This window comes from Peribacillus glennii, assembly GCF_003429105.1.
Classification (GTDB): domain Bacteria; phylum Bacillota; class Bacilli; order Bacillales; family DSM-1321; genus Peribacillus; species Peribacillus glennii.
This window is the reverse complement of record NZ_QVTD01000003.1, coordinates 1,222,948-1,239,977: the sequence shown is the minus strand read 5'-3', so window position 1 is coordinate 1,239,977 and position 17,030 is coordinate 1,222,948. Positions and strand designations below refer to the sequence as shown.

Below are 17,030 nucleotides of genomic sequence, written 5' to 3'. Positions count from 1 at the left end.
CTGAATGGACGAATGGCAGTACGTGAAAAGTTTGAACAGGAATTGGCACAACTTAATGGAAAGATAGTCGAGTTGGCAAATCTCGCATCTGAATCGATTTCCCGGTCTTTTACGGCTCTTGAGAATCAGGATCTGGATTTGGCTTTAGAAATCATTGAAGACGATACAAAAGCGGATATGCTCGAAGAAGAAATTAATGAATACGCGATTTTGCTGATTGCAAAGCAACAGCCGGTGGCGATTGATTTAAGAAGGATCATTGCTGCGATCAAAATTGCTTCTGATATCGAGAGAATGGCAGACTTTGGCGTCAATATCGCCAAGTCGGCTATCCGGATCGGCCAGCAGCCTTTCATAGAATCGCTTGCCCATTTAAGACAAATGAAGGACATCACGCTTGAGATGATTCACCTTTCGATTCTGGCTTTTGAAAAAGATGATGTCGTTATGGCAAGAAACATCGCGGAAATGGATGATGAAGTGGACCGTTTATACGGGGAAAGCATTAAAAGCTTGCTGCGGCTTTCCAATGAAAATCTGCAGCAAGTAACACAGCTTTCTTTCATTGCAAGGTATCTCGAGAGGACTGCAGACCATGCAACAAACGTTGCGGAGAGCATTTATTACCTTGTAAGAGGGCGCCATTTTGACTTAAATGAATAACAAATAGATAGGAAGACTCAGGGGGCAGCTGCCAATTAAGCTGATCTGGGTCTTCCTTCTCTGTTGTCATGATATTATATGACTTGATTTTTCTACTTTGTTATCGTTTTTGCAACCTGCTGGACTGTCATGTTATTTGTAACAACGTATTCACCTATTTGGATTTGCTTCGATAAATCATTTTTATTCATGTACTCTTCAAAGAGGGATGCATCCTTTAGTATGTTTTCCTTTACCAGCAATTGAGCAATTTCCCCTGATGTCATACCCGATTGAATCGTCAGTGTGTACGTTGCCGCAGGTCCTTTATCCTTTTCAGCGGAAGCTTGTGTGCCTTCATTTTTTTTAGCATTTTTCTCAGTTGTCGCTGGTACATCTTTGTTGTCCTGTTGCTTTTTCGCAGATTTTGTATTCTGTCCATTGTCCGTTTCAGGAGGCTTTTCTTGTTCCGTTTCCTTTGTAACCTGGAAGCCTTCTTGCTCCAGTGTGTTTTTAGCATGGTGGAGATCCATCCCTGCTTTATCCTTTGGTTCAAACCAATACTGATAGCCCGCAATCACTGCAGTCGACAATATTATCCCTGCAGCAAACGCCCGTATGGATCCTTTATTCATCATGCAGCCCCCTTGTGCGGTTTTCCTCCAAAATGCTTCTGACAGCTTCTATTGACAAGGTGGATTGTTTTGTTATTTGCTCCAGTGAAAGGCCTTGCTGGTATAGAGATAATACTTGGGCCTTTAGTATCTCATTTATCGGTTGTTGCTTCGCCAAAGATTCCTTGGAAATAAGAGGCTGCTTTAGTCCCCCTGCTGGGTCTTCCTGGATCAGCAGCTCTTCCTCCAGGATCCTGATTTTCCTTTTTAAATGATAGATGTCCTGCATATGCGTAAGAGTTAATTCCTCCAATTCTTCCTGAAGCTTTCTTACATTGTCCCTTTTAAAGAAAGAAAAGATAAGTAGTAAAATGGCAGCTGCCAGCAATATGATAAAAATTGTTTCCATGTTTTCACCCCGTCCGTGTCTGGTACTTAATCCAAACTCTATCATACACAATTTTTTAGCAGATTGGGCTTCATTTGACATGATAATTGTTACGTTTATAAAAAAAGTATGTTTTTGTCAAAAAAATTGATTTTGTTATGTCGAAATGTATCACACTGCTCGTTTTTTGCGCTGTTCTAAAAAATTTAGTCCCTTTTTTCCGCTCATATAAAGGTGCGGGTAAACTCGACAAAATGCGTTCATTGTCTGTCTTTTATTTCAATGCTACCATAAAGATATAGAATTTTTAGAAAATTAATAATGCCGTAAGCCAGTGGATTATAAATACAATGTGTTCATGGGACAGGCAACAGAGACAAGGCCTGTGTTGCATCATTCATATCTAAGGGGGAAAACAATGATTAGTCTATCAGCATACCAACCGAAATATAAGCAGGCAGTTTCCCTGAAGAACCTGAAAGCCGGAATTTGGCTGGATGGAACCTTTGACTGGGTAACGGAGGAATCAGCGAGCCATGCAAATGGAGAGGTCAGGACCCTGGTTCAGACCCATACAAAGAATCCGGTTACCTTTTTCAAGTTTACGATCAAAAATTGCTCAAAAGAAAAGATTATGCCGAAAATCATGTTCCAATATGAGAATTTATTAGAACGGCAGGCAGTCGCTTTCTATAGTCCGAGTGAAAAAGCGATCCTGCATATGGGCCAAGCGTCCGTTACTTTGATTGGTGGAGGAATTAACGGAAAAAGCATTTCCCAATATTGCATCCAGGGAAAAAAACACCTTTACCATAACGGCTGCTTTAAGTCCATGAAAGAAGGTATCCTCTCTTTTTCCCCGCTTGCAAAGGGAGAAGTAAGCACCATGTTTTCCTTCGAAACCACAATCATGACGCAGGATTCTGCGGAAGCCATTGCTTGGGTCATATCCGCCGCAACAGAGGAAGAAGCAAAATTTATTAACGATGGCCTTCTGGCTTCCGGCCCTAATTTGAATATTTAAATACCGCTTTATAAAAACTGTATATTTTCCTCGAAAAAACAGACTAGCATTTCATATAGAAAAGTGCTATTATAGAAAAGTCCTATGTGAAATAGCATTTATGTTTGGAGGGAAATACACATGCGCGTGAATATTACGTTAGCTTGCACTGAGTGTGGAGACCGTAACTATATTTCTAAAAAAAATAAACGTAACAATCCAGATCGTCTTGAGCTTAAAAAATACTGCCCAAGAGAAAAACGCAACACAGTACACCGTGAAACAAAGTAAGCAGCAGGATTTTTCCTGTTGCTTTTTTTGCACTTTAAGAAAATATAAACTTGGGGCACGTACCGATGTTCAGGCGACGCAGTACCAAGTTTACGAGGAAATGCAGAACACAGGCAAAAAATACGGTGCGCGTTTTTATGTCTTCGCCTTTGCCCCGTATCCTGTGCGCCTCAACTACCCCTTTTCAAGGCTCGCCAACCGGCGAGTTTTCTTTATTTTACATGCAAAAGGAGGCTACTACATATATGAATGAAGTGAAGAAGGAAATCCGCGGGCAATTGAAGTCTGTATTGCAGAATATCAGTGAGCCTGATTACCGCACCCTCTCACGCAAGATCGCCAAAAATCTATTTAAGCTGGGAGAGTGGGAAAAAGCTAAGGTTGTTGGCGTAACGGTCTCCAATGTACCGGAAGTGGATACCCGGGAAATCATTAAGAAAGCCTGGGAACAGGGAAAAGAAGTGGCTGTGCCTAAATGCTTTCCCAAAGAAAAATCCATCCAGTTCAGGAAAATCACTTCCTTAGAACAGCTTGAAACGGTCTTTTTTGGACTGCAGGAACCTATTTTGAATGAAACAACGGAAGCACCGAGGGAAGAAATCGATCTTTTGATCGTACCGGGCCTTGGGTATACAAGGACAGGATATCGCATTGGTTTTGGAGGAGGCTACTACGACCGGTTTCTTCCTTATTATAATGGGCCGACGCTTTCACTGGCATTTAATGAACAGGTTTTACCGGCTTTGCCAATTGAAAAGCATGATATACCCGTTGGCAAGCTTATTACTCCGGAAAGGGTATTCGTTTGTAATGCTTAGTAATATTCTATATATCATTTTTATCGTCACTACCGCTTTAGCAGGGTTTCTGGTTAAATCACTTACCTTTTCAGGTGCCTTTGCCACCGTTTTTGTCGGAATTTCAGTCGCTATCGGTTTTCAGCTGCCGGGCTTGTTGCTATTAGGAATCTTTTTTGCAACTTCAAGCTTGTGGTCAAAATTCTTGGCCTCAAAAAAAAAGAGTATCGAAGAAAAGCTCGAAAAAGGGGATGCCAGGGATTGGCAGCAAGTCCTTGCCAATGGGGGAACGGCAGCAATTAGTGCATGGATACATTTTTTTCATCCCTCTGAGGCGTCACTTCTGGCATTCATTGTGTCGATAGCAGCTGCCAACTCTGATACTTGGGCATCAGAAATTGGTGTTTTGAGCAAGCGTCGTCCCTTTTATGTTTTAACGTTAAAGCCGGCTGAAAGAGGAACTTCAGGAGCTGTTTCATTGTTAGGTTCAGCTGCCGGTTTTGTCGGGGCAGGGCTGATTGCAATTTCTGCGGTTCTTCTTTTTAAACTGCCATGGCATCCTCTTCTTGCTTTCGTTGCAGTTTTTGGGTTTATCGGAAATTTGGCTGATACTCTTCTCGGAGCAGTGGTACAGGCAAGATTCCGTTGCGGGGCATGTGGTCTGGAAACTGAAAGGACAATCCATTGCGGACAGCAGACGTTGCTGGTTAAAGGCGGACGCCTCATTACAAATGATGTCATAAACTTCTCATCAATCACGCTTGCCTCTTTGTTGGCTGTTTTGTTGATTACATTATTTTAGTATGGGCGCTTTGGCCAGAATAATAATTACTCCTCATAAAAGTACCTCCTGTTTGAGCAAAATACGGACAGGAGGGATGTTTATGATTCGTTCACTTGTAAGAATGTCAATGATGGGTGGAGCTGTTTATTTAGGCTTCCGTTACCGGTATAGGCTTTTGAATACGGCTCTGTCCAATAGTATTTTAAGAAAACTTTTTGTGAAAAGTTCCATGAATATGCCCGGAGTCAGGGAAAAAATGGTTCAGGGGATGTTTAAACCGGAATGAGCTTCCCCCCTTGATAAAGGGGAAACTGCATCAAGCAGGCCAATTCGCTAGTGGGATTGGTCTGTTTTTTTTACATTTGCTGCATTTTCGTCTATAGTTTTAAGTGAGTGAATAAGGAAATATTACAAGGGAAGTGTATCCGGAAAGTAGGTACGGCATTGGGATTAAGAGAGGATTATATTTTTTGGTCTATGCTCAAGGAGCTTACGGTCCGTTATGGTTACCGCATGGTTACACTTACTGAAAAACATGAGGAAATTTGGCTGGAAAACAGCAGCGGGGAGGGTTACCCGATCATCAGGCTGATGCGTGTTGACCTGGATTGGTCTAACTGGCTGAAGCGGGACGTCGAAAGAACGGCACTCAATGGCGAACAAATCAGAAAGCAATTGATCAGAAGGCCGCTGAAGATGTTAAACATCTATGTAACATCTTTCGCCCCGGTTGATGACTATGAATACTTGATAACCTCACCGGCTATCAACAATAAGACAACGGTTCATACATACATAATGGATACGTCCCAATATGAGGACAAATCACGGGAACTCGAACATCTCCTGGATAAGCAATTCCTCTTTAAGATTCCGGATGCTGAAGGAATGGAAGAAGGGCAAATCGCCTATTTGAAACAAACGGCCCTTTCCGCATCCGTACAAAGGACAAAGGAGGAACAACAGCTTTTTTCAGCAGGGAAGCCGTTTTTTACTTATGTATTTATCGTCTTGCAGGTAGCCATCTTTCTGCTGATGGAACTGAAAGGCGGGAGCACAAATTCGGCAACGCTAATTGAATTTGGGGCTAAATACAACCCGCTGATCCTGCAGGGAGAGTGGTGGAGGTTTTTCACTCCGATCATCATCCATATTGGATTTCTCCATTTATTGATGAATACACTGTCCTTGTACTTTCTCGGTGCTGAAGTGGAAAGGATCTATGGACGGATGCGCTTTTTGATCTTATACCTATTTGCCGGCTTTGCCGGGGTGCTGGCCAGCTTTTTAACCAACTCGAATCTATCTGCGGGAGCTAGCGGAGCCATTTTCGGCTGTTTTGGCGCTCTTCTCTATTTCGGGATAGCCCATCCGAAGCTTTTTTTCAGGACTATGGGAATGAATGTGATCATTTTGATTCTTTTTAACCTGGGGTTCGGTTTTTCTGTGGAAGGGATCGATAATGCAGGCCATATCGGCGGCCTGATTGGAGGTTTCCTTGCTGCGGGTATCGTTCATCTTCCAAAAAGCAAAAAGCCTGTCAGGCAATTTGTCTTCGCCATTGCGACTGCCTCCTTGACATATTGGCTGCTGCAAATGGGATATTCTTCTGTTGCATTGGATGGAAATGACAATGAAACAGCCCGGCTCGCCCAAAAGTACCTGGATGAGGATAAGGAAGAAAAGGCTGAAGACCTCCTGAAACAATATATTGCAAAACGTCCTGATGCTCCTTATTCTTTTTTCATGCTTGGCAATTTAGAATCCAGCCGGGGAAATTTAGAGTCCGCCGAAAATTATTATTTACAATCAATCAGTCTGAATCCTAATTTTCCTGCTTCCCACTTTAATTTGGCACTAGTTTACATGGATACAGGCCAGTCAGATAAAGCCGGCCCCCATGCAAAAAAAGCGGCACAATTAAGTCCTGATGAATATAGGTATCAAAAGCTGCTCGATGAGATGCGTCAGCGGGGTGTAGGCAGCTTTTGACGCAGCATGACGGGAGATCCATCCGAGGCGCTGAACACAACCAATAGCTCTTTTTTATCCTGTGCGACAAGCAAAAGCGGCACGCTGCTTCCGAGAGGGCTCAGCTCATTGCCGTTATCGTGTTTGATGCCTAATACATAATTTCGGTAAAGTCCTTCCCAAAGCTTTCCGATAATTTCGTTTTGCTTCGATTCCGTATAGCCTGTAAGGAGGTTTCCTTGCTTTGATTTCAAATCAGTAAGGGCAGCCACGCTGTATCGGTTCCTGTCGATCGCGAAGGCGGATACAGCTTGATTCAGGCTTTCTGTAATCACGGAATTTGCCGTTTGATCCAGAACCAGCTTCCATTCTTTTTGTTCAGCAGATGTCGGGTGTTTAAAAGACTGAAAGGTGGAATAAGGCGAGCGGATCACGTAAAGCTGGTCTCCTGTCAAGCTTTGGGCGCTATATATTTCTGATTCGGACGGATGCACCTCGGCGTAATGGAATGTGACGGCTTGAAACATTGAACTTTCCTCAATGGGTAGTCTTTCTGCCTGTGTGATCGACTGGGAGTTTTGCTTCCAATCCTTCAGGACACTAACGAGTTTTCCGTTTTTATACAATAGTGAGATATCCTGCCGTAAATAGGCTTGCGTATTTAAAACTGATAGTTCGGACCAGCTAATAGAATAGGAGCCGTTTCCCTGTTTTGTCTCTAGGGCCGTGGAAGCTATGTCAAACTGCAAGGAAGGGTCAAGCGGAAAAAAAATAATCGTTTCCCTGACAGGCTTCAGGTATAAGAAATAAACCACTGCGGTTATGATAATCAGCACAGCAAGCAATCCATGCTTTATCTGAATCTTCATAGAGAAATCCTCCCAACCGACGTTACTTTACTATATTTTACTATATGACCGTGTATGGACAAGTATGATGGAGAGGCAAAACAATCCTGTTTTGTCTACCGTCCCGGAGGCACTTGTACGATAATATCCGTTCCTTTATACTTTTTATAGAAAAATTATTTTTAGAGGGAAAACATGAAAACAATATATGACATCCAGCAATTCTTAAAACGATTTGGAACGTTCATTTACACAGGCGACCGTGTTGCTGACCTGGAATTAATGGAAGCGGAGATAAAGGAATTATCCCGTTCCCAACTAATTGAAACGAAGGAGCTGCAGACAGCGCTTCTGTTGTTAAGGCATCAGATTCAAGTTGAAAAAGACAAACAGCAAAATAAATTATAAAAAAGGTGAGTAACATGGAAAAATGGATTATTGGTGTGGATTTAGGGGGAACAACTACAAAGCTTGCTTTTGTGAGTTTATATGGTGAAATCCTTCATAAATGGGAAATTCCCACGGACATCTCTGAACAGGGAAAATATATCACAGTCAATATAGCAAAAGCCATCGATGCAAAGCTTGATAAGCTGGGTGAGCCAAAAAGCAGGGTCCTTGGCATTGGGATGGGTGCACCCGGTCCGGTGAACTTCGTGAATGGCTCAATCTATGAAGCCGTAAACCTTGGCTGGAAGGATTACCCGTTAAAGGATTTACTTGAAGTGGAAACATCCCTGCCTGCCTTCATTGACAACGATGCCAACATAGCAGCCCTTGGGGAGATGTGGAAAGGCGCTGGCAATGGGGCAAAGGATTTAGTGTGTGTAACGCTTGGAACCGGTGTTGGAGGTGGCATTATTGCCAATGGGGCATTGGTTCATGGGATAAGCGGGGCAGCTGGTGAGATCGGCCATATAACTGTGGTACCGGAAAATGGCGCTCTTTGCAACTGCGGAAAAGAAGGGTGCCTTGAAACCGTGGCTTCGGCTACAGGAATTGTCCGATTGGCCGGGGAGGCACTTGCACAATTTACAGGAACAAGCATGCTCCAGGATGTTATGGATAACAATGGAAAGTTGTCTTCAAAAGACATTTTTGAGTGTGCAAACGCGGGTGACCAATTAGCTAGAGAAACAATACAAAAAGTATGCCGTTATTTAGGGTTTGGACTTGCCAATGTAGCGAACGCGCTGAACCCCGAAAAAATCATTATTGGAGGCGGTGTGTCACAAGCGGGCGTCCAATTGCTGGAGCCGGTGAAAGATTGGTTCAGCCAATACGCATTCCCAAGGGTGAGGGAATCAACGGAAATCGATATAGCTACCTTAGGAAATGATGCAGGTGTTATCGGGGCGGCCTGGCTTGTTAAAAGTTACGTTGCCGAATAGACCAGTGTGATAAAGAGAAAGCTAGTGGGAGGAAGTTTTCTGTAACAAGGAGGCTTCTTTCTCTTATGTTTTTCCTGGTTTCCTATAATATTTATCATTATTTCCTGCATGGTGAGTTTCATCATTCCATGGAAGGGGGTAAGAGACAATAATCGAATTTGATACATATGCGGTTAGAATAGGACCCTAATGACAAAGGGGGAGTATAATGAAGAGGACTACCGCCTCGTCCGGGGTCTCGTTATTGGCCCTGGCAGTGTCTTTGTTATGGCTGAAAACTTATATTGCCTATAAGCTGAATTTTGACATTGATATAGAAAACTGGAGACAGGAAATCATTATATTCATTAACCCTCTAAGTTTTTTATTGTTTGTTTTTGGTGTAAGCCTTTTCTTTAAAGAAAAGCGACGAAATGCTTATGTGCTTCTAATTAGTGTGTTTCTCACAACGGTTCTCTTTGCCAATATTGTTTTCTTCCGGTTCTTCAATGATTTTTTAACGATACCGGTCCTGTTCCAAACGAGTAATATGAGCGATTTGGGAAGCAGTGTCACAGAGCTCGTCAATCCTCTTGACTTGCTTTATTTCGTTGACTTATTGATTTTGGCTCTCATCATATACATAAAGCCTGCCTTTCTGGCTGAAAAGAATTACACCAGCAATGCCAAAAAAGTGTTTTTCCTCGCAGCAGCAGGTCTTGCTTGTTTCAATCTTGGCTTATCCGAAGCCGAACGCCCGGAACTGTTAACGAGAACATTCGACAGGGAAATTCTCGTCAAAAATATCGGAACCTATAATTACCATTTATATGATATAATCCTGCAATCAAAATCATCCGCGCAAAGGGCAGTGGCCGATGGCAGCAAGCTGGCTGAAATTGAAAACTATGTCCGTGCCAATAGAGTAGAACCGGATGAAGAGTTATATGGGAACGCCAAAGGGAAGAATCTCATCATGGTAAGCATGGAGTCGACACAGAACTTCGTCATTAATGAGACAGTGAACGGCGAGGAAATCACTCCTTTTCTAAACCGCTTTCTGCAGGAAAGCTATTATTTCGATAATTTCTACCATCAAACCGGCCAGGGAAAAACGTCAGATTCTGAGTTCACCGTGGAAAATTCACTTTATCCGCTAGGGCGGGGAGCGGTATTTTTTACGCATTCACACAATCAATACAGGGCATTGCCGGAAATTTTAAATGAAAAAGGGTACTTCACGGCGTCCCTTCATGCTAATAACGGCAGCTTCTGGAATCGGGATCTCATGTATAAATCACTGGGGTATAAACGGTTTTATGACATAGACGATTATCAGGTCCATCCCGAAAATTCTGTGAATTGGGGCCTTAAGGATAAGGAATTCTTTAGCCAATCGATTGCTCACTTAAAGGAAATGCCCCAGCCGTTTTATGCAAAGTTCATTACGCTTACCAATCATTTTCCATTCCTGTTGGCGGAGAAGGACCGGTCCATCGATGAATACCATTCAAACTCTAAAACGTTGAACAGGTATTTTCCTACGGTCCGGTATACAGATGAGGCAATCCGCCAATTTATTGCCGATTTAAAAGCAGCCGGTCTTTATGAAAACTCAGTGATTGTCATTTATGGGGACCATTATGGGATTTCGGAAAACCATAACCAGGCTTTGGGCCAATTCCTAGGGAAAGAAATTACGCCGTTTGAAACAGTGCAGCTTCAGCGGGTACCGTTAATCATCCATGTTCCCGGAGAAGAAGGAAAAACCATTACCAAAGTGTCAGGACAGGTTGACCTAAGACCGACACTTCTTCACTTGCTGGGCATACAAACAAAGGATACCATTGAGTTCGGTACCGATCTGTTCTCCGAGGATAATTTGGAACTGACCGTTCTCCGTGACGGCAGTTTCATAACAAAGGACTATATTTATACATTGGATACCTGTTATGACAAGCAGACAGGCGATCTCACTGAAAAAACTTTTTGTGAACCGTTTTTAGAAAATGCAAAGCAGGAATTGGAATATTCAGACAAGATCATATATGGAGATCTCTTGCGTTTTTATGGCGACAAGAACAAGAAACATAGAAATAAGTAAACACCATCGAATGGCAGCCCTTAAAACATGGGGCTGTCTTTCTTCTTATGTTTTGCCATTTATCGTCCGGCAGCCTTACATTTTTCTTTTGTCTTCCTCATAAAGTGTAACAGTAGATGCGAAGGAGGGAAACAGAGTGAAAATATCCGGGAGAGATGGAGATTCATTCATATATTACAGTATGCTTTTTCATGTTCCGCTTGAATTGATCAGGGATGCGAATCCACATATCGCGAATGAAAAGTCACTAAAGGGGTCGCTCATACATATACCAGGATTCAGAAAAAAGAAAATCCCCTCGATGGGGCTGACGTTTATGGAAATTGCAAACAGTTATCATATTTCTGTTGATGCATTAGGGCTCTTAAACGGGAGTTTGGGTATAGGCAGCCAAGAGGTCATAATACCCATAAACATAAACAGTCCGGTCATCAATACGAAAAAATTCTATGATTATGCTTCTTTAACATCGGATTTAACGAGGCTGGAAAAGCTTTATCCATTTCTTGAAATAGAAACCATCGGCACAAGTGTCCTTGGGAAAGATATATTCGAAGTGAGAATCGGGAAGGGCAGTGAAATCGTGCACTATAACGGCTCATTTCATGCAAATGAATGGATTACGTCGGCCATTCTCATGAGATGGCTTAATGAATTGTTAATCTCCCTCTCTACCGGGCTTCCTCTATACGGCCTTTACACGCTGCCGATTTATGAAGGGAAGAAGATTTCGATCGTGCCAATGGTGAATCCGGATGGGGTGGACCTGGTCCTCCACGGTTCCAGGGCGGCTGAAGGAAAGTTCGATGTTGAAGATATAAATGCGGGGTCTGAGGAATTTTATGCCTGGAAAGCAAATATCCGTGGAGTGGATCTGAATAATCAGTATCCAGCCAGTTGGGAAATCGAGAAGAAACGAAAAAAACCCCAAGCTCCCTCGCCGCGGGATTACCCGGGGGAAGCACCGATATCTGAGCCTGAGGCAGTTGCAATGATGGAACTTGCCCAAAAGCGTGATTTTGAGAAAGTTATCGCCCTCCATACTCAGGGCCGGGAATTCTATTGGGGATATGAAGGCTATGAACCTTCTTATGCTTTTTTTATTGCCGAAGAATTTGAAAAACAAAGCGGCTACAAAGCCGTACGCTATGTCGACAGCCATGCTGGCTTTAAAGATTGGTTCATTCAGGAATATCAGAGGCCCGGCTTTACCCTTGAGCTCGGAAAAGGCATCAATCCCCTGCCATTATCGCAGATGGATACCATCTACCGGGAAACATTGGGGATATTGATGGCAGGTTTGTATATGTAAGTCCATTTTCGGGAATTTATGTCGGCATTTCCCCGTCATTTGTTTTATAATTAAAATCATGAATCATGAAGCCAAAATGATATAGGGAGGTGCGGAAGAGATCGCTTTTCTTCGGTCTTTCGTTGGCATGTCATGGCGACAGTCAAGTTTTATGTTTAAATATATAGCAAGAAACCCTTTTCTTATACTCTCACTAGTGCTTCTTTTATCAGCCTGCGAGCCAGTAAAGGACCGTACAATCGATAAACTGGATGACATTGATGCCAAACCAATTTACCAGAAGGAAATACCAAAGCCGATCAGCGAGGAAAATATGCAAGTTGAAGCTGTAGTCGGTTGGCTGGATTCCGATCTGATCTTATATTCAGCAAAACCGTTTGGCAGTGAACTCCAGCAATTAATGGTATTTAACCTGAAAAGCGGCAAACAGGAAATTTTTTACCAGCCTATTGCACCTATCGTGAATGTATCGATCAGTCCTTCAAAGGATTTTGTGCTGGTACATACTTCATCTTCCGCAAAGAAAGCTGCCATCCATATATTGACAAATGATGGAACCGAAGAATATACTGCAGTCATCGCCTCGGAGGAGCTCGACTATTCCTGGAATCCTTATGAGAAAGGTGTCCTTTTCTTAACGAGCTTTTTTGAAGACTGGAGCTTCACCAATTACAAGATTGATACGAAACAAAAATCGATAGTCGCCTTGGATTTCCCGCAGCCATTCGCACAATGGGAAGAAAGAGGCCGTTTAATGTACCTGGACTGGGGAAAGAATGATCTCGGCGCCACCGCTCCTCTCATCTCAATGGATATCATGAGCCGGAAAAAAGAGACAATAATGCTGGATGTCCTTCAGTTTCATAAATTGAAGGAAGGTTTCATGGCGATACAGGTTACGAGTGAAAAGCCAAATCAAGCAGTGTATAAGTTTTTTGACGGCAGCAATAAACAAATGTTTTCATTCACTGCGCCGCGATCCGGTTCTTTTTCTGAAACGGCGGTGCCGTATTTTACCTTTAATGAAGCAACACATTCTTTTTACACCTTCGTGCCTGACATGGATGCCAAAGCAGGAAAGTTCGGGGAGCCATATGAGCTGATCAGGGTGAATTATCGAACGGGCGATAAAATGACCTTGCTGAAGGAGGCCGAAAATGCTCCCATAACATGCTCGCCTGAAGGCAGCTGGTGTTTATATGGACATCAGCAGGAAAAACTAATTAAAATGAAGGATAAGAAAATATATTCACTGATTGAAACGAGAAAGGATGAGTAGATTGGCAATAGCAGACGTAGCAGTCATCCCAATTGGTACGGAAGGCCCCAGTGTCAGCAGCTATGTGGCAGACATTCAAAAAATCCTGAAAAGATATGAAGAAGATGGTACTATCCGTTATCAGCTTACACCGATGAATACAATAATCGAGGGCGAGCTCTCTGTCGTCTTGCAGGTGATCCAGGAGATCCATGAATCTCCTTTCTCCAAGGGGATTGACCGGGTTGCGACATCAATCAGGATAGACGATCGCCGTGATAAACCGTCCACAATGGAAAAGAAAATGCAGAGTGTGAAGGAACGTTTGAAATAAAAAAACGAGGCTGAAAAATCGCCCCGTTTTTTTATTGGCAGATAGGAATGAAGTACACAGGATCAGGCTAGGTACTCCACGTCCTTTGCCTGTATGACCCGCATTCTGTTCGTCCGGCTGTGCTTTCTCAAAGGATCGCCAATCGGCGAGCACTCAAATCCGCAACAGCGAATCTTTCTGCCGATCCCTGTAAATGGCTTGTTTCATTCAAGAATGCGCTTTCGATTAGTGTGCAACAGGGAATCCGTGGTGAATGATCGTCATGACGGTAAACCAGCCGATAACGGCTGTTGTTCCCGCAGCGAAAAATAATCCCAAAAAATTTTTGTTTTTAAAAGAGCTGAAAACCGCAAATAAACCCAGGAGTGTAACAAGACTGAAGATAATCATTAAGCCCATATTTTAGCCCCCTCACTGAAAGATAATGATTCGTTGCCGGGCAGTATTTTTGCCCCGAGACACATTGGCCTCTGTGGAAAATATGTAAAAAATTGCATTCGTTAATAGTGTAATGTTTTTTTTAATATTTGTCGAGATGTAAAAATGACACTTCTATGTCGTACGCTTTCGCAAGCCCGAGCACCAGGTCCTTCTGAAATTCATCGACAAAAAAGTGAATATGGCCATGGTCATCCCAGGATGCAATCAAGATTTCGTCCAGTTCCAGGAGCGCCATCCCCCTTTCTGTTTTCCCACCTGAAGCAATTCGGAAACATGAAAGGCTTTCTTTAAAAAGATAGGTGGACGTGTTTGTTTGAAAACCATAGTCACTGAATAGTTCCAGAGGGATGAAACAGCCATCTGAAAGTAATTCGTGACTGTCCACGAACGAATCAGCGGCATTGGTTACCTCTTTGAAAAAATCCGCATCCGCCCTTGAACCGACTATCAGGAAGGGGCCGAAAATATCACAACCCCCGGATTGCCCGGCAAGCAGTTCAAATAGATCGGGGAATTCGCTGCGGGTGTATGCCAGTTCTATTGCAAATACCGTTTGCATAATGCCTCCAATTATTCTCTTTCTTAAAAATATATCCCATTTAGTGTAAAATAGAAATATATAAGGAGAGAAGGAAAATCTACGCTGCCGGAGACCTTTTGTTTACAAGGCGGACGGACAAAATGAAAATATGGAGATGGACAATATGAAATGGAATCAGCTCCCTTTGGGGCCATTACAAACCAATTGCTACATACTTTCCAATGATGAACAAGAATGCATTATTTTTGATCCGGGAGAAGAATCGGCTAAGCTTATCCAATATATTCAGACCAGGAAGCTTAAGCCTCTTGCTGTTCTGTTGACTCACGCCCACTTTGACCATATCGGGGCTTTGGATCAAGTTCGTGAATTCTTTAAAATTCCGGCTTATATCCATGAAAAGGAAGCAAAATGGCTGCTGGATCCTGCCTTGAATGGATCACAGCTTTTCCCGGGCGAACCGATCCGCTTGAAGCCGGCAGACCACATCCTTGCTGCTGAAACGGAATTGCAGATTGGCAGCTTTTCTTTTAAGTTGTTTGAAACGCCAGGCCACTCTCCAGGAAGCATCTCTTACTATTTAGAAGAAAAAGGTATGGTTTTTTCCGGAGATGTTTTATTTAAGGGGAGCATAGGCCGCACCGACCTGCCGGGGGGTAACCATGATCAACTCATGAAAAGCATTCACAGCAAGCTATTGTCCCTGCCAGAGGACACCATTGTATTATCCGGCCATGGGCCAGTGACCACAATTGCAGATGAAATGGAAAGCAATCCTTTCCTAAACGGATTTTAAGCAGTGACCACCTTCATAAAAGAGGGAAAACGAATGGGAAAACGGATCCTGGAAGCAATCGGCCAATCCCCGGATGGAAAAATCAGCTACAGTGACTTTATCGATCTGGCGCTCTACATGCCCGTAACCGGCTATTACATGAGAAATAGAGAGAAAATTGGCAAACAGGGTGATTATTATACAACAAGCAATTTAGCGGATGCATTTGGCCGCACAGTTGCAAGGTGGCTTATTCACGCTGTTAATGAGTGCAGCCTGCCGCCGGTATTTTGTGAAATCGGCGGGGGCACAGGCAGGCTTGCCCATTCAATCCTTAGTTACATTAGACAAAACGAGCCAGCCATGTATGGCAAGCTCCAATATTTTATAATTGATGTCAGTCCCTATCAGCGGAAAAAACAAAAAGAGGCTCTTTCGGACTTTCAGCAAGTATTTATTCTGGAAAGCATTGAAAACCTGCCGGTAATAGAGGGGATCATGTTTTCCAACGAACTGTTTGATGCCATGCCGGTACATGTAATCGAAAAGAAACAAGGCCTATTATATGAAGCATTCATTTGTATGAAAGAAGGAAAGCTTGCAGAAATACTGGAGCCAGTTGTGAATCCCGACATTCTATCATTTTTGGAGGTTCAGAAAATCTCATTGTCAGAAGGGCAGCGGTTAGAAGTGCCGCTAGCGATGGTATCATACCTAAAATCAATTGCCGGACATTTGCAAAAAGGCTTCCTTGTTACAATCGATTATGGCTATACAAATGAGGAATGGAAGGAACCGCTCCATAAAAAGGGGAGCCTCAGGGGCTATCAAAATCATCAGATGGTGGAAAATGTATTGGTAAATCCTGGGGACGTGGATTTAACCTCACATATTCATTTCGATGCTCTTGCCTGGTTCGGCTCAGAGTTTGGCTTGAGTAATGAACAGCTTCTGGGGCAGCAGGAATTTCTTTTGAAGGCAGGAATCCTTAAGGAGCTTCTTGATCATCAAGATGCCAATCCCTTTTCGGAAACCGCAAAACGGAACAGGGCTATTAGGAATCTGGTGTTACCGGGAGGAATCAGCTCTTATTTTCGGGTATTGCTGCAGTCCAAAGGGATTACAGAAAGCTTTGCTTTATTCCCGGTATTAACAAAGTCCCCGATAGCTCCTTTTTGAGCGAAGACTGGGAGTCGGATACACTAATGTGTAAAGGAAAGCTTTATTTTTCTTATTAGGCAAAATCAAAACCCATGAAGCCATTTCATGGGTTCTATGTATGCTTTTATTAATGGCCGCCGGCGGCTCCTGGAACCATCATGAATGTAGTCCAGTATGTGAATCCGGCAAAGAAAACGGTTAAATAAGCGCCGAATACGTAGATATACATACGTTCAGATAATTTCAAATAACTTAAAAGAACAAAGAATCCGGTTTGTCCGAAGAAAAGCATAGATGTGGTATACATATCGCCAAGGTAAAACATAATAGCCATGATGCCTGTCCAAAACCCCATAACTCTGTACATGCGCTCCATTTGTATCCCTCCTTTTATCC

The 17,030-nt window shown here is 43.0% G+C and carries 22 protein-coding genes; 16 read left to right on the top strand and 6 right to left on the bottom strand.

Annotation, left to right across the window (positions count from 1 at the left end):
- The first annotated feature begins 12 nt into the window (after positions 1–12).
- Positions 13–663, top strand: a complete 651-nt coding sequence (gene phoU, locus D0466_RS07520) for a phosphate signaling complex protein PhoU (RefSeq protein WP_117321884.1) — start codon at positions 13–15, stop codon at positions 661–663.
- A 92-nt stretch (positions 664–755) separates the two neighbouring features.
- Here the strand turns inward: phoU and D0466_RS07515 are convergent, their stop codons facing one another.
- Complete coding sequence (locus tag D0466_RS07515; RefSeq protein WP_117321883.1) at positions 756–1,280, bottom strand: MltG/YceG/YrrL family protein; 525 nt, start codon at positions 1,278–1,280, stop codon at positions 756–758.
- Positions 1,270–1,665 carry a hypothetical protein gene (locus D0466_RS07510; RefSeq protein ID WP_117321882.1) on the bottom strand — a complete coding sequence of 132 codons (396 nt, stop codon included), beginning with the start codon at positions 1,663–1,665 and terminating at the stop codon, positions 1,270–1,272. The genes D0466_RS07515 and D0466_RS07510 overlap by 11 nt, the downstream gene beginning before the upstream one ends.
- 397 nt (positions 1,666–2,062) lie before the next feature.
- On the opposite strand from D0466_RS07510, the gene D0466_RS07505 reads away from it, so the two are divergent.
- The 7 genes from D0466_RS07505 to D0466_RS07475 all read left to right on the top strand — a co-directional run bounded on the left by D0466_RS07505 (position 2,063) and on the right by D0466_RS07475 (position 6,511).
- Positions 2,063–2,668, top strand: a complete 606-nt coding sequence (locus tag D0466_RS07505) for a hypothetical protein (protein ID WP_117321881.1) — start codon at positions 2,063–2,065, stop codon at positions 2,666–2,668.
- Positions 2,669–2,788: 120 nt separating this feature from the next.
- Entirely contained in the window at positions 2,789–2,938 is a 150-nt protein-coding gene (gene rpmG, locus D0466_RS07500; protein WP_117321880.1) for a 50S ribosomal protein L33, read from the top strand.
- The gene (locus tag D0466_RS07495) at positions 2,925–3,191 is read left to right on the top strand and encodes a hypothetical protein (RefSeq protein ID WP_117321879.1); all 267 of its coding nucleotides are present in this window, start codon (positions 2,925–2,927) and stop codon (positions 3,189–3,191) included. The genes rpmG and D0466_RS07495 overlap by 14 nt, the downstream gene beginning before the upstream one ends.
- A complete protein-coding gene (locus D0466_RS07490; RefSeq protein WP_117321878.1) occupies positions 3,184–3,756 on the top strand; it encodes a 5-formyltetrahydrofolate cyclo-ligase in 573 nt (190 codons plus the stop codon). Before D0466_RS07495 ends, D0466_RS07490 begins: the two co-directional genes overlap by 8 nt.
- Positions 3,749–4,537 (top strand): DUF92 domain-containing protein, encoded by a 789-nt coding sequence (locus D0466_RS07485; protein ID WP_117321877.1) that lies wholly within the window; start codon positions 3,749–3,751, stop codon positions 4,535–4,537. Before D0466_RS07490 ends, D0466_RS07485 begins: the two co-directional genes overlap by 8 nt.
- An 82-nt stretch (positions 4,538–4,619) precedes the next feature.
- Positions 4,620–4,805 (top strand): hypothetical protein, encoded by a 186-nt coding sequence (locus D0466_RS07480; protein ID WP_117321876.1) that lies wholly within the window; start codon positions 4,620–4,622, stop codon positions 4,803–4,805.
- Positions 4,806–4,996: 191 nt separating this feature from the next.
- Entirely contained in the window at positions 4,997–6,511 is a 1,515-nt protein-coding gene (locus D0466_RS07475) for a rhomboid family protein (RefSeq protein WP_142919904.1), read from the top strand.
- Here D0466_RS07475 and D0466_RS07470 read toward each other — a convergent pair.
- Positions 6,487–7,359 (bottom strand): hypothetical protein, encoded by an 873-nt coding sequence (locus tag D0466_RS07470; protein WP_117321874.1) that lies wholly within the window; start codon positions 7,357–7,359, stop codon positions 6,487–6,489. The two genes, D0466_RS07475 and D0466_RS07470, sit on opposite strands and share 25 nt — an antisense overlap.
- 174 nt (positions 7,360–7,533) lie before the next feature.
- On the opposite strand from D0466_RS07470, the gene D0466_RS07465 reads away from it, so the two are divergent.
- The 6 genes from D0466_RS07465 to D0466_RS07440 all read left to right on the top strand — a co-directional run bounded on the left by D0466_RS07465 (position 7,534) and on the right by D0466_RS07440 (position 13,716).
- Positions 7,534–7,746, top strand: a complete 213-nt coding sequence (locus D0466_RS07465; protein ID WP_117321873.1) for a YqgQ family protein — start codon at positions 7,534–7,536, stop codon at positions 7,744–7,746.
- 14 nt (positions 7,747–7,760) lie between these two features.
- Positions 7,761–8,729: an ROK family glucokinase gene (locus D0466_RS07460; protein WP_117321872.1), complete on the top strand. Its 969-nt coding sequence runs from the start codon at positions 7,761–7,763 to the stop codon at positions 8,727–8,729.
- A 208-nt stretch (positions 8,730–8,937) separates the two neighbouring features.
- Positions 8,938–10,812, top strand: coding sequence for an LTA synthase family protein (locus D0466_RS07455; protein WP_117321871.1), 1,875 nt, complete (start codon positions 8,938–8,940; stop codon positions 10,810–10,812).
- A 136-nt stretch (positions 10,813–10,948) separates the two neighbouring features.
- Positions 10,949–12,124, top strand: coding sequence for a M14 family metallopeptidase (locus tag D0466_RS07450; RefSeq protein WP_117321870.1), 1,176 nt, complete (start codon positions 10,949–10,951; stop codon positions 12,122–12,124).
- Between the two features lie 196 nt (positions 12,125–12,320).
- A complete protein-coding gene (locus D0466_RS07445) occupies positions 12,321–13,403 on the top strand; it encodes a YqgU-like beta propeller domain-containing protein (RefSeq protein WP_142919903.1) in 1,083 nt (360 codons plus the stop codon).
- A gap of 1 nt (position 13,404) precedes the next feature.
- Positions 13,405–13,716: an MTH1187 family thiamine-binding protein gene (locus D0466_RS07440; RefSeq protein WP_117321868.1), complete on the top strand. Its 312-nt coding sequence runs from the start codon at positions 13,405–13,407 to the stop codon at positions 13,714–13,716.
- Between the two features lie 225 nt (positions 13,717–13,941).
- Here the strand turns inward: D0466_RS07440 and D0466_RS07435 are convergent, their stop codons facing one another.
- Both D0466_RS07435 and D0466_RS07430 read right to left on the bottom strand, forming a co-directional pair.
- A complete protein-coding gene (locus tag D0466_RS07435) occupies positions 13,942–14,115 on the bottom strand; it encodes a DUF2759 domain-containing protein (protein WP_117321867.1) in 174 nt (57 codons plus the stop codon).
- A 121-nt stretch (positions 14,116–14,236) separates the two neighbouring features.
- Positions 14,237–14,716, bottom strand: a complete 480-nt coding sequence (locus tag D0466_RS07430; protein WP_117321866.1) for a hypothetical protein — start codon at positions 14,714–14,716, stop codon at positions 14,237–14,239.
- Positions 14,717–14,861: 145 nt separating this feature from the next.
- On the opposite strand from D0466_RS07430, the gene D0466_RS07425 reads away from it, so the two are divergent.
- The gene (locus D0466_RS07425) at positions 14,862–15,494 is read left to right on the top strand and encodes an MBL fold metallo-hydrolase (RefSeq protein ID WP_117321865.1); all 633 of its coding nucleotides are present in this window, start codon (positions 14,862–14,864) and stop codon (positions 15,492–15,494) included.
- Between the two features lie 33 nt (positions 15,495–15,527).
- Positions 15,528–16,652 carry a class I SAM-dependent methyltransferase gene (locus D0466_RS07420; protein ID WP_117321864.1) on the top strand — a complete coding sequence of 375 codons (1,125 nt, stop codon included), beginning with the start codon at positions 15,528–15,530 and terminating at the stop codon, positions 16,650–16,652.
- A gap of 109 nt (positions 16,653–16,761) precedes the next feature.
- On the opposite strand, the gene D0466_RS07415 is transcribed toward D0466_RS07420, so the two are convergent.
- Entirely contained in the window at positions 16,762–17,010 is a 249-nt protein-coding gene (locus tag D0466_RS07415) for a DUF2626 domain-containing protein (RefSeq protein WP_117321863.1), read from the bottom strand.
- Positions 17,011–17,030 lie beyond the last annotated feature (20 nt).